At 54.7% G+C, this 17837-nt stretch carries 18 protein-coding genes and 8 tRNA genes; 4 read left to right on the forward strand and 22 right to left on the reverse strand.

The features are described from left to right. Nucleotides 1-53 precede the first annotated feature (53 nt). The 14 genes from hisIE to IJ22_RS20000 form a co-directional block, all read right to left on the reverse strand. On the reverse strand, nucleotides 54-749 hold the full coding sequence (hisIE, locus tag IJ22_RS19935; RefSeq protein ID WP_062410069.1) for a bifunctional phosphoribosyl-AMP cyclohydrolase/phosphoribosyl-ATP diphosphatase HisIE: 696 nt from the start codon (nucleotides 747-749) through the stop codon (nucleotides 54-56). After that, entirely contained in the window at nucleotides 746-1504 is a 759-nt protein-coding gene (hisF, locus tag IJ22_RS19940; RefSeq protein WP_062411077.1) for an imidazole glycerol phosphate synthase subunit HisF, read from the reverse strand. The genes hisIE and hisF overlap by 4 nt, the downstream gene beginning before the upstream one ends. Before the next feature lie 67 nt (nucleotides 1505-1571). Then, nucleotides 1572-2300, reverse strand: a complete 729-nt coding sequence (gene hisA, locus IJ22_RS19945) for a 1-(5-phosphoribosyl)-5-[(5-phosphoribosylamino)methylideneamino]imidazole-4-carboxamide isomerase (RefSeq protein WP_062410070.1) — start codon at nucleotides 2298-2300, stop codon at nucleotides 1572-1574. Between the two features lie 81 nt (nucleotides 2301-2381). Then, nucleotides 2382-3002: an imidazole glycerol phosphate synthase subunit HisH gene (gene hisH, locus IJ22_RS19950; RefSeq protein ID WP_062410071.1), complete on the reverse strand. Its 621-nt coding sequence runs from the start codon at nucleotides 3000-3002 to the stop codon at nucleotides 2382-2384. Between the two features lie 3 nt (nucleotides 3003-3005). Beyond that, a complete protein-coding gene (gene hisB, locus IJ22_RS19955) occupies nucleotides 3006-3617 on the reverse strand; it encodes an imidazoleglycerol-phosphate dehydratase HisB (protein ID WP_062410072.1) in 612 nt (203 codons plus the stop codon). Further along, nucleotides 3610-4899, reverse strand: coding sequence for a histidinol dehydrogenase (gene hisD, locus IJ22_RS19960; protein ID WP_062410073.1), 1290 nt, complete (start codon nucleotides 4897-4899; stop codon nucleotides 3610-3612). The genes hisB and hisD overlap by 8 nt, the downstream gene beginning before the upstream one ends. A gap of 44 nt (nucleotides 4900-4943) precedes the next feature. Next, a complete protein-coding gene (gene hisG / locus IJ22_RS19965) occupies nucleotides 4944-5585 on the reverse strand; it encodes an ATP phosphoribosyltransferase (RefSeq protein ID WP_062410074.1) in 642 nt (213 codons plus the stop codon). A gap of 16 nt (nucleotides 5586-5601) precedes the next feature. After that, complete coding sequence (locus tag IJ22_RS19970; protein WP_062410075.1) at nucleotides 5602-6807, reverse strand: ATP phosphoribosyltransferase regulatory subunit; 1206 nt, start codon at nucleotides 6805-6807, stop codon at nucleotides 5602-5604. Nucleotides 6808-7103: 296 nt separating this feature from the next. Next, the gene (locus tag IJ22_RS19975; protein ID WP_062410076.1) at nucleotides 7104-7619 is read right to left on the reverse strand and encodes an acyltransferase; all 516 of its coding nucleotides are present in this window, start codon (nucleotides 7617-7619) and stop codon (nucleotides 7104-7106) included. Between the two features lie 3 nt (nucleotides 7620-7622). Beyond that, entirely contained in the window at nucleotides 7623-8270 is a 648-nt protein-coding gene (gene ppaX, locus IJ22_RS19980) for a pyrophosphatase PpaX (protein ID WP_062410077.1), read from the reverse strand. Further along, nucleotides 8248-9288, reverse strand: coding sequence for a prolipoprotein diacylglyceryl transferase (gene lgt, locus IJ22_RS19985; RefSeq protein ID WP_062410078.1), 1041 nt, complete (start codon nucleotides 9286-9288; stop codon nucleotides 8248-8250). Before lgt ends, ppaX begins: the two co-directional genes overlap by 23 nt. A gap of 47 nt (nucleotides 9289-9335) precedes the next feature. Further along, a complete protein-coding gene (gene hprK, locus IJ22_RS19990) occupies nucleotides 9336-10277 on the reverse strand; it encodes an HPr(Ser) kinase/phosphatase (protein WP_062410079.1) in 942 nt (313 codons plus the stop codon). Nucleotides 10278-10421: 144 nt separating this feature from the next. Beyond that, complete coding sequence (locus tag IJ22_RS19995; protein WP_062410080.1) at nucleotides 10422-11546, reverse strand: ABC transporter ATP-binding protein; 1125 nt, start codon at nucleotides 11544-11546, stop codon at nucleotides 10422-10424. Nucleotides 11547-11637: 91 nt separating this feature from the next. After that, nucleotides 11638-12732 carry a PucR family transcriptional regulator gene (locus tag IJ22_RS20000; RefSeq protein ID WP_062410081.1) on the reverse strand — a complete coding sequence of 365 codons (1095 nt, stop codon included), beginning with the start codon at nucleotides 12730-12732 and terminating at the stop codon, nucleotides 11638-11640. A 146-nt stretch (nucleotides 12733-12878) separates the two neighbouring features. Between IJ22_RS20000 and IJ22_RS20005 the strand changes: the two genes are divergently transcribed. The 4 genes from IJ22_RS20005 to IJ22_RS20020 are packed head-to-tail and all read left to right on the forward strand — an operon-like array spanning nucleotide 12879 to nucleotide 16791. Continuing rightward, on the forward strand, nucleotides 12879-14207 hold the full coding sequence (locus IJ22_RS20005) for a nickel-dependent lactate racemase family protein (protein WP_171006041.1): 1329 nt from the start codon (nucleotides 12879-12881) through the stop codon (nucleotides 14205-14207). Nucleotides 14208-14228: 21 nt separating this feature from the next. Then, nucleotides 14229-14621 (forward strand): hypothetical protein, encoded by a 393-nt coding sequence (locus tag IJ22_RS20010; protein ID WP_062410082.1) that lies wholly within the window; start codon nucleotides 14229-14231, stop codon nucleotides 14619-14621. Nucleotides 14622-14629: 8 nt separating this feature from the next. Further along, nucleotides 14630-15226: a gluconate 2-dehydrogenase subunit 3 family protein gene (locus IJ22_RS20015; protein ID WP_062410083.1), complete on the forward strand. Its 597-nt coding sequence runs from the start codon at nucleotides 14630-14632 to the stop codon at nucleotides 15224-15226. After that, nucleotides 15223-16791, forward strand: a complete 1569-nt coding sequence (locus IJ22_RS20020) for a GMC family oxidoreductase (RefSeq protein WP_062410084.1) — start codon at nucleotides 15223-15225, stop codon at nucleotides 16789-16791. The genes IJ22_RS20015 and IJ22_RS20020 overlap by 4 nt, the downstream gene beginning before the upstream one ends. Before the next feature lie 144 nt (nucleotides 16792-16935). On the opposite strand, the gene IJ22_RS20025 is transcribed toward IJ22_RS20020, so the two are convergent. The 8 genes from IJ22_RS20025 to IJ22_RS20060 all read right to left on the reverse strand — a co-directional run bounded on the left by IJ22_RS20025 (nucleotide 16936) and on the right by IJ22_RS20060 (nucleotide 17829). After that, nucleotides 16936-17011 (reverse strand) — tRNA-Lys (locus tag IJ22_RS20025). An 8-nt stretch (nucleotides 17012-17019) separates the two neighbouring features. Next, nucleotides 17020-17105 (reverse strand) — tRNA-Tyr (locus IJ22_RS20030). Nucleotides 17106-17119: 14 nt separating this feature from the next. Continuing rightward, nucleotides 17120-17195 (reverse strand) — tRNA-Phe (locus IJ22_RS20035). A 163-nt stretch (nucleotides 17196-17358) separates the two neighbouring features. Next, nucleotides 17359-17435 (reverse strand) — tRNA-Asp (locus IJ22_RS20040). Nucleotides 17436-17447: 12 nt separating this feature from the next. Then, nucleotides 17448-17523: transfer RNA gene (locus IJ22_RS20045), tRNA-Thr, on the reverse strand. A 6-nt stretch (nucleotides 17524-17529) separates the two neighbouring features. Next, a tRNA-Val gene (locus IJ22_RS20050) sits at nucleotides 17530-17605 on the reverse strand. A 47-nt stretch (nucleotides 17606-17652) separates the two neighbouring features. After that, a tRNA-Met gene (locus tag IJ22_RS20055) sits at nucleotides 17653-17729 on the reverse strand. A gap of 12 nt (nucleotides 17730-17741) precedes the next feature. Then, nucleotides 17742-17829, reverse strand: a tRNA-Ser gene (locus IJ22_RS20060). Nucleotides 17830-17837: the final 8 nt, after the last annotated feature.

The following is a 17837-nucleotide window of genomic DNA, read 5'->3' on the forward strand; positions in this document are numbered from 1 at the left end:
CCGCTGAATTGCCGTTAGGTTGTTCTTCCAATGAGCTTTGATCCCAAGCTTATTTACTTGTTGTGGCGGCGGTCCAGCTCTTTCATCAGCTCATCCAGCGGCAGCTTTCTCTCGCGGAGCAGCACCAGGAGATGGAAAATCAGATCGCTGGCTTCATAACGCAGCTCGTCGTTGTCCCGGTTTTTAGCTGCGATGATGACCTCCGCCGTTTCCTCGCCGACCTTTTTCAAAATCTTGTCGACGCCTTTCTCGAACAGATAGGTCGTATAGGCCCCTTCCGGACGCTCGGCATCGCGCTGTGCAATGACGGATTCCAATATGCCCAGCATCGCGAAGCGGTCCTTCACGACTTCTTCATCAGACCCTATCTTCTCCGCCTGCCCGGCCAAAACGCCGACGCGTACATCGTGCTGAAAACAGCTGTAGCGTCCCGTATGGCAAGCCGGACCGGTTTGGTCCACCTGCACCAGCAGCGTATCTCCGTCGCAGTCGTACTTCAGCGATTTTACCTTCTGGATATGCCCGCTTGTAGCGCCTTTATGCCACAGCTCCCCGCGCGAACGGCTCCAAAACCAGGTTTCACCCGACTCCAGCGTAGCTTTCAGCGAATCCTTGTTCATATAGGCCATCATCAGCACCTCTTTGCTGGCCGCATCCTGAACGATGGCCGGCACCAGGCCGCTTCCGTCCCATTTAATCGCCGCTAACAAGCTTTCCAAGTTATCCACCGACGTTTGTTGTCCACTCATCGGATCTCCACTCCTTTATTTCTAAGGTCGTCCTTAACCTCTTCAATCGTTATTTCTTTATAATGGAAAATCGTCGCAGCCAGCCCCGCATCCGCTTTGCCTTCTGTGAACACCTCATAAAAATGCTCCTTCCTGCCCGCTCCGCCCGAGGCGATGACAGGAATCGTCACCAGCTCCGACACCGCCTTCGTCAGCGGGAGGTCAAAGCCGTCCTTCGTACCGTCCGCATCCATGCTTGTGAGCAAAATTTCTCCAGCCCCGAGCTGTTCGATCCGCTTTACCCACTCCAGCGCCTTGATGCCCGTACCGTTCCGTCCGCCGTGTGTAAATACCTCCCACTCGCCCCATTCGGCATTGTATCGGGCGTCAACGGCCACCACGATGCACTGCGAGCCGAACCGGCGCGCACCGTCGGACACGAGCTGCGGATTTTTGACTGCAGCCGTATTGATGCCGATTTTGTCCGCGCCCGCTCTTAGCAGCCGCTTCATATCGTCCACACTGGAAATCCCGCCTCCTACCGTAAACGGAATCGTGATTTCACCGGCCGTTTTTTGCACCACTTCAACCATGGTGGCACGGCCTTCATGCGAAGCCGAAATATCGAGGAACACAAGCTCGTCAGCCCCCTCGCGGTCATAGATCGAAGCCAGCTCTACCGGATCACCAGCATCGCGCAAATTCACAAAGTTAACTCCCTTGACGACCCGGCCATCCTTGACGTCAAGGCAGGGAATAATCCGTTTGGCCAGCATACCCCGCACCCCTTTCTCTGCCGTAAAGCCGCCTCGCTCTCCGGCGGGCGGCAATCGTTGAATCAGCTTATACCAGGCTTTGCGCTTCCTCCAGCTTAATGCTGCCAGTATACAGCGCCTTCCCGACGATCGCGCCGCCGACTCCCTCAGACGCGTACTGTACAAGACGCTTCAAGTCGTCGTATTGGCTGACGCCTCCAGACGCAATCACCGTTTGTCCGGACACCTTGGCCAAGTGGACGATCGCTTCCACGTTCGGTCCGCTCATCATGCCGTCACGGGAAATATCCGTAAAAATAAACGTGCGGGCGCCTTCCCGCGCCAGCTCCACGGCAAGCTCATCCGCTTTCACCGCAGACGTTTCCAGCCAGCCGCGCGTCGCGACATAGCCGTCGCGCGCATCCAGACCAATGGCCACCTTATCACCGTGCTTGGCGAGTACGCGGTTCACAAAATCACGGTTTTCAATCGCCGCCGTACCGAGAATAACACGCGATACGCCTAGCGAAAGCACGTGATCCACGTCCTTCTCCGTGCGCAAGCCGCCGCCGAGCTGCACCGGCACCTGAACGGACTTTGCGATTTCACCGATCAGCTTGTCATTCACGGGATAGCCCGCCTTGGCTCCGTCAAGGTCGACCAAATGAATCCATTTCGCCCCTTGCGATTCCCAGGCTTTGGCCACTTCTAGCGGATTTTCATTGTATACCGTTTCCTGGTTATAGTCCCCTTGAATCAGACGAACACACTTGCCGCCGCGAATATCGATCGCGGGATAAATAACAACTGAAGACATGGACGTTCCTCCATCTCAGAGTCTTATAGGGTACAAGCCGCCATCAGACATTCGTGCTTCGCTGTATGGCAGCCTGATTGGCTACGTTGCAGCCTGTTTCTTGACGCACATATTCAGAAAGTTGCCGAGCAGCCGCATGCCGACAGCCCCGCTTTTCTCGGGGTGAAACTGCATGCCGTACACGTTGCCGCGGCCGACAATAGCCGTGACCTCCTGATGATAATCGGTCGTCGCAAGCAGGTCTTCCTTCCGCTCGGGAAGCACATGGTAGGAATGGACGAAATACACATGGCCTTCTTCCAAACCCTGAAGCAGCGGATTCGACTGTTTGAACGACAGCTTGTTCCAGCCCATGTGCGGAACCTTGCAGCTGCCCTGGAAGCGGACGACTTCGCCCGGCAGCAGGTTCAATCCTTCATGCACGCCGTATTCCTCGCTCCTGCTGAACAGCAGCTGCATGCCAAGGCAGATCCCCAGCAGAGGCTTTCCGCTTTGCGCGTAACGTTTCACCGCTTCATCCAGCCCGGCATTGCGCAGATGCTCCATCGCATCGCCGAACGCGCCTACACCGGGGAGGATGGCTCCTTCCGAATCCAGCAGCTCGCGCTCGTCCGTCGTCACCAAGGCGCTGTAGCCAAGACGCTCCACCGCCGAACGGACGCTGTGCAGATTGCCCATTCCGTAATCGATGATCGCGATCATGGCTTACAGTACCCCTTTCGTGGACGGAACGCCCTGCACGCGCGGGTCGATGCTGGTCGCTTCGTCCAGAGCACGGCCAAGTGCCTTAAAGACCGCTTCGATCATATGATGCGTATTGTGCCCGTAATGCACGATAACGTGCAGCGTAATCCGGGCCTCCAGCGCAAATTTCCACAGAAACTCATGTACCAGCTCCGTCGTGAAGCTGCCCACCGTTGCCGATGGATACTCGGCGCGATATTCCAGATGGGGACGGTTGCTGATATCGATCGCCACCTGAGCCAGCGCTTCATCCATCGGAACAAACACGCTTGCGTAGCGTTTAATTCCTTTTTTGTCGCCCAGCGCTTCACGCAGCGTCTGTCCGAGGCAGATGCCGATATCCTCTACCGTATGGTGATCGTCGATTTCCACATCGCCCCGGGCGTCCACCCTGAGGTCGAATTGGCCGTGCTTCGTAAACAAATCGAGCATATGGTTCAAAAACGGTACATCGGTCTCGATCTCGGATACGCCCGAACCGTCGACAGAGAAAGCCAGTTTAATGTCCGTCTCATTCGTTTTGCGCGCGATTTCAGCCCGGCGCCCCGCTGCCTGAAAGTCTTGTTCAGCCACGAGTATTCCCTTCTTTCTCCAAACGAATTTGAATTGCCCGCGCATGTGCATCCAGCCCCTCATGACGGGCGAGCGAAATAATTTGACCGCCGTCCCGCAGCAGCGCTTCCTTGCTGTAATAAATGACGCTCGACTTCTTTATGAAATCGTCCACGTTAAGCGGTGACGAGAACCGTGCCGTGCCATTGGTCGGCAGCACATGGTTCGGTCCGGCAAAATAATCGCCTACCGGCTCGGAGCTGTAAGGCCCAAGGAAGATCGCTCCCGCATTCTCGATCCGGCTTAAATATTGAAACGGTTCCCGCACGATAATCTCCAGATGCTCCGGCGCCAAGCGATTGACTGCATCAATCCCCTCTTCAAGGTCAGATACCGTAAGAATCGCGCCATAATCGCGAATCGATCTCGCGGCGATCTCACGCCGCGGCAGCTCGTTCAACTGGCGTTCCACCTCTGCGCGGACCGCTTCGGCCAACGGCTCCGAAGTCGTGATCAGAATGGCCGAGGCCATCTCGTCGTGTTCCGCCTGAGAGAGCAGATCCGCAGCTACGTAGGCCGGATCCGCACTATCATCGGCCAGCACGACAATTTCGCTCGGCCCGGCAATGCTGTCGATATCTACGGCGCCGAACACATACCGCTTGGCCAGAGCTACATAAATGTTGCCCGGCCCGACGATCTTGTCCGCGGCTCGGATCGACTCCGTCCCATAAGCGAGCGCAGCTACGGCCTGAGCTCCGCCCACGCGGTAGATTTCGCCGACGCCAGCTTCCGCCGCCGCTACCAGAATATGCGGGTTGATGCCCACAGCCCCTGCGGTGGCCGGCGGCGTCACCATCACGATCTCCGGCACTCCCGCGACCTGTGCAGGAATGGCATTCATCAGCACCGAAGAAGGATAAGCCGCCTTACCGCCCGGAACATACAAGCCGACCCGCCTCAGCGGACGGATCACTTGGCCAAGGATGGTGCCGTCGGCCTGCAAATCCATCCACGAGGAACGCATCTGCTTCTCATGGAATTTTCGAATATTCACTGCGGCCGCACGAATGGCCGACAAAAACTCCTCGTCCACCTCGTTGTAAGCGGCCTCGATCTCCTCTTTCGTCACGCGCAGCTCGTCCACGCGGACACCGTCAAACTGCTGCGCGAATCTCCGCAGCGCCGCATCCCCGTCGCGGCGCACCTCTTCGATGATCCGCCGGACGCTCTCGTTCTGCTCGGGGGAGCCGTACTCGACCTCCCGCTTCAGTGAAAATTTCGATGCAGGCATAATTCTCATGTTCCCTGCCTCCTTCTGACAATTCGTTGCGGATGATGGGATGGTTATCCCTTTGCCGTCACCGCGGCGATCACCGGCTGCAGCCGATCGCACAGCCCTTGAATAGCGGCATTTTTCATCCGGTAGCTTACCCGGTTCGCAATCAAGCGGCTTGTGATCTCAAAAATCTGCTCGTGCTCTGCCAGACCGTTTTCCCTTATCGTTCCGCCGGTTTCCACCATATCTACAATCCGGTCCGCCAATCCGATCAATGGAGCCAACTCAATGGAGCCGTTCAGCTTGATCACCTCGACCTGCTGTCCCCTTTCGCGGAAATACTGCGAAGCCACGTTCGGGTATTTCGTCGCTACCCGGGGATTCAGCACAGGCTTCCAGTCCGGCAGCCCGATCACGGACATGCGGCATCGCGCAATGCCGAGATCCAGCAGCTCATAGACATCCCGGTTTTCCTCCATCAGCACATCCTTGCCGACAACTCCGATATCTGCAACGCCGTACTCGACATAAGTAGGTACATCGACCGGCTTCGCCATAATGAATTCCATCCGCGCTTCCGGGACGGCGATAATCAGCTTGCGCGAGTCATCCGCATCCTCGGGAATCGCTAAGCCCGCTTCGCGGAACAGCTTGGAGGCCTGTTTATAGATACGCCCTTTGGGCATCGCTACTTTCAATAAATCCTGCATGCGTATCGCCCCTCCTTTACTTCACAAACTCAAAGACATCCTGATAGACCGTCCCCTGTACGCGGAAGGCTCCGTCATCCAGCGGCTGTTTGTCTTTTAGTCCGTCCTTATGATCCAGCAGTTTGGTCTCCACCATCAACCCTTCGCGTGAACGCAGCGCCAAGGCTTCCTTAAGCGCCGCTTCGCGATGCTCGGCGGTGTAAGCGACAAGCACTCTCCTGGCCGTTGCGCTTGATGCGCTTTTCCCGACTACCTCTAAAATGCGGTTCGTCTTCAGCGCGAATCCGGTGGCCGGCGCCGGACGTCCAAACTGCGACAGTAGATTGTCATAGCGGCCGCCGCTGCATACGGGAAAACCAAGATCTGCGGCATATCCTTCAAACGTCATGCCTGTATAATAGGAGAAATCTCCGATCATCGTCAGATCGATTAACACATGCTCACTTACATGATAAGCCTTCAGCACATCCCATATCTCACACAAATGAGCGATCGCACGTTCGGCTACAGGATCATGCGTCACTTGCTGCGCCAGACGGCAAATCTCCTGCCCGCCGCGCAGACGAAGAACGCCTTCCAGCTTCTTTTGCACCTCTGCCGGCAGCCCGAGCGCTTTAATCGTCTCCCGATAACCTACGTAATCGCGGCTCATGAGGCAGTCCTTCAACGCCCGCTGAGCATCCGGACGCCCTTCCAGCATCTCCTGGAACAATCCGTTCAAGAATCCCACATGGCCAAGGGCGATCTTGAACTCCTTCACGCTGGCAGCCTGCAGGCACGCCACCGCCAGCGCGATCACTTCCGCATCCGATTCGCTCGAATCGTCGCCTACCAGCTCTACACCGGTCTGGAAAAACTCCGCATCCCGTCCCGCTTCCGCTTCAATGGCCCGGAAAACATTGGCATGATACGACAGGCGCAGAGGAAACGGATGTTCCCTCAGCAGCGAGGATACCACACGGGCAATCGGCGCTGTCATGTCCGATCGCATGACCAGCGTTGTTCCGTTGCGGTCGAGCAGTTTAAACAGCTTTTTATCTTCCGTGGAGCTCGCGACTCCAACCGTATCGTAATATTCCAAAGTAGGCGTTATAATTTCTCTGTATCCCCAGCGCTCCATACACTGCAGCACTTTGAACTCAATGCCGCGCAGCGCCGCCGCCGCTTCGGGGAGATAGTCCTTTACGCCTGTCGGCTTTTCAAACACCTTCGGTTTGGACATCGGTCTTCACCCTTACTATTCATTAAATGATATTGGATTCGGTTCATCTTTGAGTCATCCATCTATTGCTTTAGTCCGCTAATGTGCTACCATACTACCAAGATAAAGAAGACACTCGCTAGTTTACCACGGAAGCCCCGATTCGTCAATGATCGGGAAACAGGTTCGGATGCCATCTGCTTATAATGAATGAAGGGAGCCAACGGCTTCCGGCTCCCAACTTCCCCTGACTGTTATCGATTGCCGGTTGAAGGAGCCGCATTGGGGAAACCGGCCCTTCTCCCGCAGAATGAAATTTATTCCATATTTAAGTAAACCGGCTCTTTCCGCACATCCTCACGGATCACCCGCAGCGGATTACCCGCTACGAAGCTGTACGGAGCCACATCTTTATGGACCACCGAACCCGCCCCAATAACGGCATGATCCCCTATCGTGACACCCGGTAAAATCGTCGTGTTGGCGCCGATCATTACATGGGAACCGATGCGCACACGCCCAAGCCGATACTCTTTGATTAAATATTCGTGTGTCAGGATGGTGGAGTTATAGCCGATAATGGTATTGTCGCCTACCTCAATCTTTTCGGGAAAAAAGACATCCACCATCACCATCAGCGCGAAAGAAGCCTGCTCCCCCACCTTCATCCCCAGCACCCGGCGGTAAATCCAGCGCTTCAGCGGCAGGGAAGGAGTATATCTGGATATTTGGATGAATATAAAATTGCGAACGGCCTTCCATCGGCTGATCGTGCTGTACATTTGCCACAGCGAGTTCGGCCCTTCTACCGGATACCTGTCCGTTTGTCTCACTGGCTACTTCCCCTCGACGCCGGCAAGCGGCAAAATTTCACGAATATCGTCAATGATATAGGTCGGCTCATACCGCTTTAAATAATCTATCCCCTTCAACGACCAGGAAACACCCACAGAACGAATGCCTGCCTGATGCGCCGCTTCGATATCATAGTGGCTGTCGCCGACCATTATCGCAACCGAGGCGTCCGCTTCAAGGTCACGCAGCGCCTTGCGGATGCCTTCCGGATCTGGCTTGGGCTTTGTCACATCATCTACGGTCACAATCGTACCGAACAAGTCGAACATGCCGGTCAGCCTAAGCCCCATTTCCGTCGTTCGGCGGATTTTGCTCGTGACCACGCCCAGCTTCACTCCCGCGGCATGCAGCCGCGCCAATGTCTCCCGCACATACGGGAATTCTTTAACCAGCTCGTCATGGCGGCTGATATTAAATTCCCGGTACTTGGCCACCAAATCTTCCACCTGTTCCCTTCCGGAGAAATACACCATCTGTTCGATCAACGGCCGTCCCATGTTCGGAACAATGCGTTCACGCGTCAGCGGTTCAGGCCCCACCCCTTCAAACGTATGTAGAAAGGATTGAATAATCAGTTCATTCGTATCGATAATGGTTCCATCCAAATCAAACAGTATGGTTCGAATCATTCTTCTGCTCCTTCGTCTTGCCGTCTTGACTATGACCACCGGCCGTCGTCTCGGCACCGCCTGCTTTCGTATCGTCAGAGACCGGCGCCCCGGATCGATCCGGTTCTTCCCCGATCCGATAAATCGGATCTGAGTAACGTGCCGCAGCGGCCCCGCTCCGGCGGCGGACCACGATCAGTGTAATGGCGGCGAGAACGATCAACAAGGCCAACAGCTGAGATATGCGCACGTTGCCGCCATAGGTCAAGTAGCCCTGCTCGAAGCCAAGCAGCTGCATCGGGGACCAAAGCCCGTTCATCAGCTCGGCCAACCATGCCGGTCCCGTGAAATCAAGGCTGTCGGTCCGCAGCGCCTCAATGAAAAAACGCCCAGTCGAATACCAGATGAAATAGCTTAAAAAGAGCTCTCCCGCCCGCATAAACGATTGTCTCCGCAGCACGAGCAGCAGAAGAAGCCCCACGATGTTCCATACCGATTCGTACAGAAAGGTAGGATGGTAATACCGTCCGTCGATCAGCATTTGATTCACGATCCAGTCCGGCAGATGCAGGTTTTCCCGCAGGAAGGCTTCCGTCACCGGCCCGCCGTGCGCTTCCTGATTCATGAAGTTTCCCCATCGGCCGATGGCTTGACCGACAATCAACCCCGGGGCGCAAATATCGGCGATTCGCCAGAATGAATACCCTTTACGCCGAACATAAAAAAACGCAGCAGCGATCGCCCCGATGAGTGCGCCGTAAATGGCAATGCCGCCCTCCCATATTTTGAACACATCCCACAAATTGTCCTTATAATCGTCCCATTGGAAGGCTACATAATAAATCCTTGCGCCAATGATAGCCGACGGCACTCCGATCAGGACCAAGTCCATAAAAAAATCGGGGGACATCTTGAACCTTTTCCCCTCTTGTATGGCAAGCACCAGCCCTATCAGAGCAGCCGTACCCAGAATAATACCGTACCAGCGAACGCTCAACGGACCGATGGAGAACGCAATCGGATTTATCGCAAGAAACATGCTTAAACTCCCTTCCACTTACCTTCCTAATGATGAGCAGTACAATTCTATTCCAAATCGTCCATATCTTCGTTCAGCGACTCTGTAAGCTTATTTGTAAACTGCAGCGCGGCATTATATCCCATTCGCTTCAGCCTGTAGTTCATAGCCGCCACTTCGATGATGACCGCCAGGTTACGTCCGGGTCGTACAGGGATCGTAACCAGCGGAATGTCGGTATCGATAATGCGCGTCGTCTCCTCGTCCAGACCCAGCCTGTCATACTGTTTATCCTGCTGCCAAATCTCCAGCTTGCAGACCACCGAAATTTTCTTTGCCGTCCTTACGGCGCCTGCCCCGAACAGCGTCATCACATTAATAATTCCGATCCCGCGGATCTCGAGCAGATGCCGAATCAGCTCAGGAGCGTTCCCGATCAGTTGATTGTCTGCCGTTTGCCGGATTTCCACCGCATCGTCGGCGATGAGCCTGTGACCGCGCTTGACCAATTCCAAAGCCGTCTCGCTTTTGCCAATGCCGCTGGAGCCGGAAATCAGCATACCAATCCCGTACACATCAACCAGTACCCCGTGGATTGTCGTCGAGGGCGCAAGCCGGTTCTCCAGAAATCCCGTCAGTCTGCTGGCCAGGATGGTCGTCGCCAGATTCGTCCGCATCACGGTAATATGATGTTCGTTTGCCGCCGCGAGCAGCTCAATCGGCGCCTCCATCCCGCGGCTGATAATGATACATGGCGTTTCTTCCGGCGAACAAAGCCTCTGCATCCGATCCATCCGTTCCTCGGAAGACAAGCGGTCAAAGAAGGTAAGCTCCGTCTTTCCCAGAATCTGGACCCGATCGTGCGGGTGAAATTCATAATAGCCGGCCATCTCCAAGCTCGGCCGGTATAAATCGGCTGTTGTAATCGGACGCTTTAGCCCTTCTTCGCCGCAAATGATTTCCAAATGGAACTCCTTCACCAAATCGGATACTTTCACTTTTTTCGGCATCGTGCTCTTTCTCCTTTTTATCCCAATATTCTCATCCTAACGAAATCCCGCGCATAAATCAACCGGAAGAAGCTGCCCTTTCGTTCACGAAGATTCAAAAAAAGGCCAGCCCATCAGGGCTGACCTTTTGAATCATTGCTGCGATTAGGAATGAAGCAGGATGGAAGCAGTCGTATCTTTATCGAAGAAATGAACCTTGTTCATATCGATAGCGAGTTTCACGTTCGAACCTTCTTTAAGGCCTGAACGTCCGTCTACACGGGCTACGACGCTTTGTGTACCGATACCGTTCAGGTACAGGAACATTTCATGACCCAGGTTCTCGGCCACCTCGATATAGGAGTTCACGATGCTGTTCGGTGAAGCTTCCATAAAGATGGCTTCTTCGTGAAAATCTTCCGGACGAACGCCCATTACGACTTCCTTGCCTACATAACCTTTTTCACGCAGGATTTTTGCTTTTCCTTCCGGCACCTCTACATCGATACCCGTAGTTTTGAAATGCAAGCTTCCGCCCTGATCTACAAATCCGCCGTTGATGAAGTTCATGGACGGGGAACCGATGAAGCCTGCTACGAACATATTCACCGGATGGTTATAGATTTCTTCCGGCGTAGCCGCTTGTTGAATAACGCCTTTATCCATAACGACGATCCGGTCGCCCATGGTCATGGCTTCCGTTTGGTCATGCGTTACGTAAATCACGGTCGTCTCAAGACGTTTGTGCAGTTTGCTGATCTCAGCACGCATCTGTACGCGCAGCTTGGCGTCCAGGTTGGAGAGCGGTTCGTCCATCAGGAACACTTGCGGCTCGCGGACAATCGCACGACCCAAGGCAACACGCTGACGCTGACCGCCGGAAAGAGCCTTCGGCTTGCGGTCCAGCAAATGCTCGATGTCGAGAATTTTGGCTGCCTCGCGTACACGGGCGTCGATGTCGGCTTTCTTGAATTTACGGAGCTTCAAACCGAATGCCATGTTTTGATACACGTTCATGTGAGGATACAACGCGTAGGATTGGAAAACCATCGCGATGTCACGGTCTTTCGGTGCTACGTCATTCACCAAACGGTCGCCGATATACAGTTCGCCTTCCGTAATTTCTTCCAGACCGGCGATCATGCGAAGCGTAGTTGACTTACCGCAGCCGGAAGCGCCTACGAGAACAAGAAATTCTTTGTCTTTAATATCAAGATGAAAGTCCTTCACCGTTGCTTCTTCAGCACCAGGATATCTTTTAACGACGTGGTTTAAACGTACACCTGCCATGATTAATTCCTCCTGCGAGTTAGTATCGTGATATGGTTAAATCATACCGTACCTGACCGCAGGCTGACTATGCACAATCTTCACAAAAAAATCACTTTCTTTTCGTGACTTTGTACAATAGCATAGCGATTTTGACCAGCACCGCATGATTGAAGGTCCGAACGTCCAATCCCGTTTCCTGCTTGAATCTGTCCAGCCGGTACAGCAGTGTGTTCCGGTGAATATACAGCTTTTTGGCCGTTTCGCTGACGTTGCAGTCGAGCTGAAAGAAATGCTCGAGCGTCGTTAGGGTCTCCGGATCGAATGCCAGGTCCAGACGTTGGGCGGCGCGTTCCAAAAAACCGGCCTTCTCCGCTTCGGGGATCAGATGCACCAACTTTTCAAGCTGAAGCTCCCATGGCAAATGCGTAGTGCTGCCAACATGATACGTCCGTCCCAGCATCATCGTCTCCCGCAGCTGCAATATAGCTGCATAAAGCTCTTTGGAAGGAAGAATCGGGTAATGGACAGCCAGGTGACACTCCCCCACCCATTCATTCTCCAGCATTTCATGCAATCCATAGCCCACCGCCGCAAGCAGATCCTCCTGCGTTTCTTCATCAGGGTCGCGATCCTCCTTGTCATCTATAGAAAGGATGTTTTCCGGCGCCAGCATGAGCCATTCTTTATCTGTCAAAGGAATCAATGTGATTTCGGCATCAAAAAACGACTCCAGCAGCTTCTTCAGCTCAAGATACTGCACGCGGCGGGCCGTCGTGTAATCGCCGTACAGCAGCAGCGGAATTTTGGTGGAATACAGCCCCAGCTGGGACACCAGCATATCCGGCATCTCCGCCTGGACCAATCCGAGCTCCTGCTGCTCCCGGAACCATTCGCGTACCAGTCCCGCCTTGCGCTCCAATTCACTCACGGTTACCGGGCTTTTTTTGTCCCGGACATTCCACGCTTCCAGCATTAGCTCGACAAGCCGGCGTTCCACCGGAGTGACCGCATCCTCCCGCACCGTAAAGAGCCGGGCGTCCTGCCCTTCCTTTTGCACGAAAAAGTACACTTCCCCACCCTTGGCCAAGCTCCCCGCTCCGCTTTCCTGCGCATCGCGCCGCCAGTCGTCCCATGACCATTTGACCGATTTTACCGGAACGTTCAACGTCTTCTCGAGCCGCTCCCTTAACAGTTCCCAATCCATGTCCTGGCTCCCAACCTTCTATAAATAATGATGAAGATTACTTCGTTCGCTGTTCTATATTGTAGCATAACTGCACTGCCGTAAAAATAAAAAGGGCGCAATGTCCGTACTTTGGCGCTCCATCATTCAGGATAATTTATTGCAATATGGAAATAATTTTTAAGAGTCTGCATTCGGACGCTATCCCGCCAATATCGAAGGAGGGCAAGGTCATTCCAAGCTTGCGTTACGGTACGAGAACTGTTTCTTTTGAAATCCCCCCGGCCTGTTCTTACGAGACGATTACTTACATGCAGGAGCAGCCATGCGCAGGGCGTGACCGCTCTTTACATCTGATCCGGGAAGCGCTTAAGGCACCGATCGACTCGCCCGGACTTCGGGAACTGGCGGCCGGATACAGCCGGGCGGTCATTCTGGTCAGCGACGGCACAAGGCTCTGTCCGACTCCGCTGCTGTTGGAACCTTTGCTTGAAGAGCTACGATCCGCGGGCATTCAAGACGACGGAATCGATATCATCGTGGCGCTCGGCGTTCATCGGAAGCATACCGAAGAGGAACTGCGGGAATTGGTGGGGGAGGCCGTATACCAAAGAATTAGGGTGTACAATCATTCCGCTCTGCCTGAGGATTGCGTGCATGTTGGAACGACCTCGCACGGCACGCCGGTGGAAATCAACCGGCGGGTGGTTGAAGCGCCGCTTCGCATCGCGACGGGCAACATCGAGCCTCATGCCCTGGTCGGCGTCTCCGGCGGGGTGAAAGCACTGATTCCCGGCGTCGCCTCGCAGTCCTGTATCGAGCACAATCACGGACTGTCTCTGCAGTACCGCGCGGCGATTGGGGATCCGGATAATCCGATTCACCGCGATCTCGAGGAAGCTCATGCCTTCGTTCCCATTCATTTTCTTCTCAACGTGATCGTCGATATGGACAGGCATGTTCTGGACGCGGTAGCCGGAAATGTACACTCGGCTCATCGAACCGGCGCAGCTCTTGCCTCCGCCCGCTTCTTGCATCCCGTTCGCAAACGGTACGATCTCGTCATTGTATCTCCCGGAGGGGATCCTAAAGACCGGCAGCTCTATCAAGCGGTAAAAGCTCTGCGCAATGCCGCTGCGTTTACCAAGCCGGGAGGGCCGATCCTGATGGCGGCGGAGCTTTCCGAGGGACTCGGCAACGGCATGTTTCAGTACTGGGTCGAAACGATATCGGACCGGCCGCGGATGACGGCCAAGCTGAAACAGCACTTTGTGCTCGGCGCCCATAAAATATTGCACGTAGACGAAGTGCTTAACAGCCATCCGGTGTATTTGCATTCTTCCCTCCCCCGTCACATGACGGAGCTTCTGGGCTTCCATCCGGCGGATCATCTGGAAACGGTTCTGAAAGATCTGTCGAAGACATCCCCGCTGGAACTGGCCGTCATGCCGTTCGGTTCCTTAACCTTTCCCGGGCAACCCCGGCCCCAAGCTTAATCTCACATGGAGGCGATTCCTATGAATTGGACCGGTTGGCCCTTGGAGCGCGTTGTATTTTTATTTGTCGGCTTGGCTTTTTTGGCCGTGTGGGTACAGGTCACGCTATCGCATTACCGCCAGAACTTCCATCACAAAGCGATGTGGTCTCCTGTCATTTCATCGCCAATTTACAGTCTGGCAGCGATATGGATTGCCATATCCCGCCCGGATTGGCTGCTTTCTGTCTTTGTTTTCCTGATGTGGTTCGGCGTTCTGACCGGCACCGCCGGCTTCTACTATCATTTTCACGGCGTAGGCTTGCGTGTAGGCGGCTACAGCATGCGCAATTTTCTGGTCGGCCCGCCTGTCCTCATGCCTATGATGTACATCGCGATCAGCGTGCTGGGCCTGATCGCTTACTATTGGAGGTAAGTCAGCCTATGAAACGTCTTACCCGCTACCCCTCTTACAATGTGATGAACGAACAGCATGAATGGGATGAACATACGCGAAAAATCGTTAACTCCCGGCTGCAAACCTTCGGGGGCCATACCTTCCTCACAACGGTGGAAGCGGAAATGCTGAGAGCATGGTGCAGTCTGTTAATGGATGACGCCCGTCCGGAGATCATACAATTCGTGCTCGGCCACATCGACCGGTCACTGGCCTCCGGAGAGGAGAGCCAGCGCAAGCCCGGGATTCCTCCAGTCCAAGAGCTGGTTCGCCAGGGTCTGCAGGCGCTGGAAGCGGCATGCCAGTCCATCCATACGAAGCTTTTCTTTCATCTGGAGGAGAAGCAGAAAAAACAGCTTATGGAAGAGGTCAGCCAGGGCGAGGCGGTTCCTCACGAAGTGTGGCGGGACGTACCCCAGCAGGTATTTTTCCAGAAGCTGCTTTCCTTGAGCATAGAAGCCTATTATTCCCATCCGGAGATATGGTCGGAAATCGGATTTGGCGGACCGGCTTACCCTCGCGGCTACGCTCGTATGGAACATCTCGATCCCTGGGAGGCGAAGGAGGAGAAGAAAAAAGAATGAAGCGGAAATACGAAAACGAAACGGTGGACGTCGTCATTGTGGGTGCCGGCGCGGCGGGAGGGGTTCTGGCCAAGGAGCTCAGTGAAGCCGGAATGCGAATCGTAGTGCTGGATGCAGGGCCGTTTCGCGACCCGCAGCACGACTTTGCCAGCGATGAGTTGGCCATGAAGCAGCTGGGCTGGCAGGATACGCGCATTGTAGATGGTGCAGACCCGCTCCAGATGGGGCACAACAATTCCGGCAAAGGGGTAGGCGGAGGCACGGTGCATTTTACCGGCGTCTTCTTGCGGTTTCACGAGACAGACTTCAAGTCTAGGACGCTTGACGGCGTAGGAGAAGACTGGCCGATCGGATACGCGGATCTGGCGCCCTACTACGATAAAGTGGAAAAAGAAATCGCCGTATCGGGTCCGAAGTATTTCCCTTGGGGATCATTCCACGGCCCCTATCCGTACCCGGAGCGTGATCCGATCAGCCCGAACGCCCAATTGTTCGCTAAAGGCTGCGAGAAGCTAGGCATTCGCTGGGTGGTCAGCCCGCTCGCCATCCTGTCAGCGCCCTTTGAGGGCCGACCGCCCTGCATTAACCGCGGCTTCTGCACGCAGGGCTGCATGCCGAACGCCAAATTCAGCACACTGATCGTGCACATTCCAAAAGCCATACGGGCCGGAGCGGAGGTTCTTCCCGACTGTATGGTCACACAGGTTAACGTCGGTAAAGACGGCAGGGCGACCGGCGTCACCTTCGTTCATAACGGCAAGACCTATGAACAGCGGGCTAAATTGGTCATTATCTCCGCGTATGTCGTGGAAACCCCGAGGCTTTTGTTAAACTCGGCCAATGCGCAGTTCCCCAACGGGCTTGCGAACAGCAGCGGATGGGTGGGCAAAGCGTTCATGACGCACAGCAGCAATGACGTCTACGCGCGGTTCGATCACGATGTGCGGCTGTACAAAGGAACGCCGGTACTTGCGACGACGCAGGATTTCTATCATCTAACCGGGGGTGTCACGCGCGGCTACACGCTGCACGCCCGCGGAGTCAGGCCGCTGAGCTTTGCCCAGGGCATCTCCAAGTCGGGCGGCAGCCGCCCGGTCTGGGGCACACGTCTGCGTGAAGCGGTGCTCGACTATAACGCCTATGCGCGCATTACCATGGTCGGCGAAGTGCTGCCCGACCCCGGCAACACCGTCACCCTGAGCGAATGCAAGGACTCGAACGGCATGCCGCTGGCCAAAGTCACCTTCAGCTACGGCGATAACGACAAGCGGCTTATTGATCATGCCGTAAGTACAATGAAAGACATTCTTAAAGCCGCCGGCGGAAGGCCGGAATTCGTCGTGCCCGATACCGCCCATCTGATGGGCGGCTGCCGCATGGGGTCGGACCCGGAGAGCTCCGTGGTCAACTCCTACGGTCAGACGCATGACATTCCAAATTTGTTCATCTGTGATGCCAGTATCTTTGTTACCTCGGGTGCCGGCAATCCGACGAATACGGTCATGGCGTTGGCTTCCCGTACAGCCGACTACATTAAAGAAAAAGCCAACCTCAGGGAATTATAGCCCGTTCTCATGCCTATTGCTTGAAAATGTAAGGGGGAAGCGAATCGTTTGAATCGTCAGCGAAGAGGGTCGTGAGTCGTTGCAGTAACTTTTACAAAATGCAAAAAAGAGACCTTCTAAAGGTCTCTCTACGGTTTCACCAAATGGTGAGCCATGTAGGACTCGAACCTACGACACCCTGATTAAAAGTCAGGTGCTCTACCAACTGAGCTAATGGCTCTTATGAACTGGTGGAGGCTGATGGATTCGAACCACCGAACTCGTCAGAGAACAGATTTACAGTCTGCTGCGTTTGGCCACTTCGCTAAGCCTCCGGATTAAAAGCCTATGGTGGCTCGGGACGGAATCGAACCGCCGACACGAGGATTTTCAGTCCTCTGCTCTACCGACTGAGCTACCGAGCCTTATGTACTATAGCTTGTCATCTATAGATCAGGTCTAATCTTTGTAAATCATGGCGGAGCCGACGGGATACTCTCGTTTCACTCGAGACTGCGATGCAGTGCTAACGAGGTTAAAGCTCCGACGAACCCTAATGGGTTCTCATCCCTTACAGGATGTATATCATGGCGGAGCCGACGGGATTCGAACCCGCGGTCTCCTGCGTGACAGGCAGGCATGTTAGGCCTCTACACCACGGCTCCGCATCAGGATACTGGTGCCGCCGAGAGGACTTGAACCCCCAACCTACTGATTACAAGTCAGTTGCTCTACCAATTGAGCTACAGCGGCATATGATGGTGGAGGCTGACGGGATCGAACCGCCGACCCTCTGCTTGTAAGGCAGATGCTCTCCCAGCTGAGCTAAGCCTCCATCATTCGATAAACGCATATCGAACCTTTATAAATCAATTAAAAAAATGGTAGCGGCAGAGGGGATCGAACCCCCGACCTTACGGGTATGAACCGTACGCTCTAGCCAGCTGAGCTACGCCGCCACAGTTAGCCAACGGAGAGAGAGGGATTCGAACCCTCGCACCACTTACGCAGTCTAACCCCTTAGCAGAGGGTCCCCTTGAGCCACTTGGGTATCTCTCCAAGCTTGA

Source organism: Paenibacillus naphthalenovorans (assembly GCF_001465255.1).
In the GTDB taxonomy this organism is placed as follows: Bacteria; Bacillota; Bacilli; order Paenibacillales; family NBRC-103111; genus Paenibacillus_G; species Paenibacillus_G naphthalenovorans.

Excerpts from the sequence above, each read along its gene's own strand:
- hisIE (WP_062410069.1), bottom strand. The coding sequence starts at position 749 with ATGAGTGGACAACAAACGTCGGTGGATAACTTGGAAAGCTTGTTAGCG.
- hisF (WP_062411077.1), bottom strand. The coding sequence starts at position 1,504 with ATGCTGGCCAAACGGATTATTCCCTGCCTTGACGTCAAGGATGGCCGG.
- hisA (WP_062410070.1), bottom strand. The coding sequence starts at position 2,300 with ATGTCTTCAGTTGTTATTTATCCCGCGATCGATATTCGCGGCGGCAAG.
- hisH (WP_062410071.1), bottom strand. The coding sequence starts at position 3,002 with ATGATCGCGATCATCGATTACGGAATGGGCAATCTGCACAGCGTCCGT.
- hisD (WP_062410073.1), bottom strand. The coding sequence starts at position 4,899 with ATGAGAATTATGCCTGCATCGAAATTTTCACTGAAGCGGGAGGTCGAG.
- hisG (WP_062410074.1), bottom strand. The coding sequence starts at position 5,585 with ATGCAGGATTTATTGAAAGTAGCGATGCCCAAAGGGCGTATCTATAAA.
- IJ22_RS19970 (WP_062410075.1), bottom strand. The coding sequence starts at position 6,807 with ATGTCCAAACCGAAGGTGTTTGAAAAGCCGACAGGCGTAAAGGACTAT.
- ppaX (WP_062410077.1), bottom strand. The coding sequence starts at position 8,270 with ATGATTCGAACCATACTGTTTGATTTGGATGGAACCATTATCGATACG.
- lgt (WP_062410078.1), bottom strand. The coding sequence starts at position 9,288 with ATGTTTCTTGCGATAAATCCGATTGCGTTCTCCATCGGTCCGTTGAGC.
- hprK (WP_062410079.1), bottom strand. The coding sequence starts at position 10,277 with ATGCCGAAAAAAGTGAAAGTATCCGATTTGGTGAAGGAGTTCCATTTG.
- IJ22_RS19995 (WP_062410080.1), bottom strand. The coding sequence starts at position 11,546 with ATGGCAGGTGTACGTTTAAACCACGTCGTTAAAAGATATCCTGGTGCT.
- IJ22_RS20000 (WP_062410081.1), bottom strand. The coding sequence starts at position 12,732 with ATGGATTGGGAACTGTTAAGGGAGCGGCTCGAGAAGACGTTGAACGTT.
- IJ22_RS20005 (WP_171006041.1), top strand. The coding sequence starts at position 12,879 with ATGGAAATAATTTTTAAGAGTCTGCATTCGGACGCTATCCCGCCAATA.
- IJ22_RS20010 (WP_062410082.1), top strand. The coding sequence starts at position 14,229 with ATGAATTGGACCGGTTGGCCCTTGGAGCGCGTTGTATTTTTATTTGTC.
- IJ22_RS20015 (WP_062410083.1), top strand. The coding sequence starts at position 14,630 with ATGAAACGTCTTACCCGCTACCCCTCTTACAATGTGATGAACGAACAG.
- IJ22_RS20020 (WP_062410084.1), top strand. The coding sequence starts at position 15,223 with ATGAAGCGGAAATACGAAAACGAAACGGTGGACGTCGTCATTGTGGGT.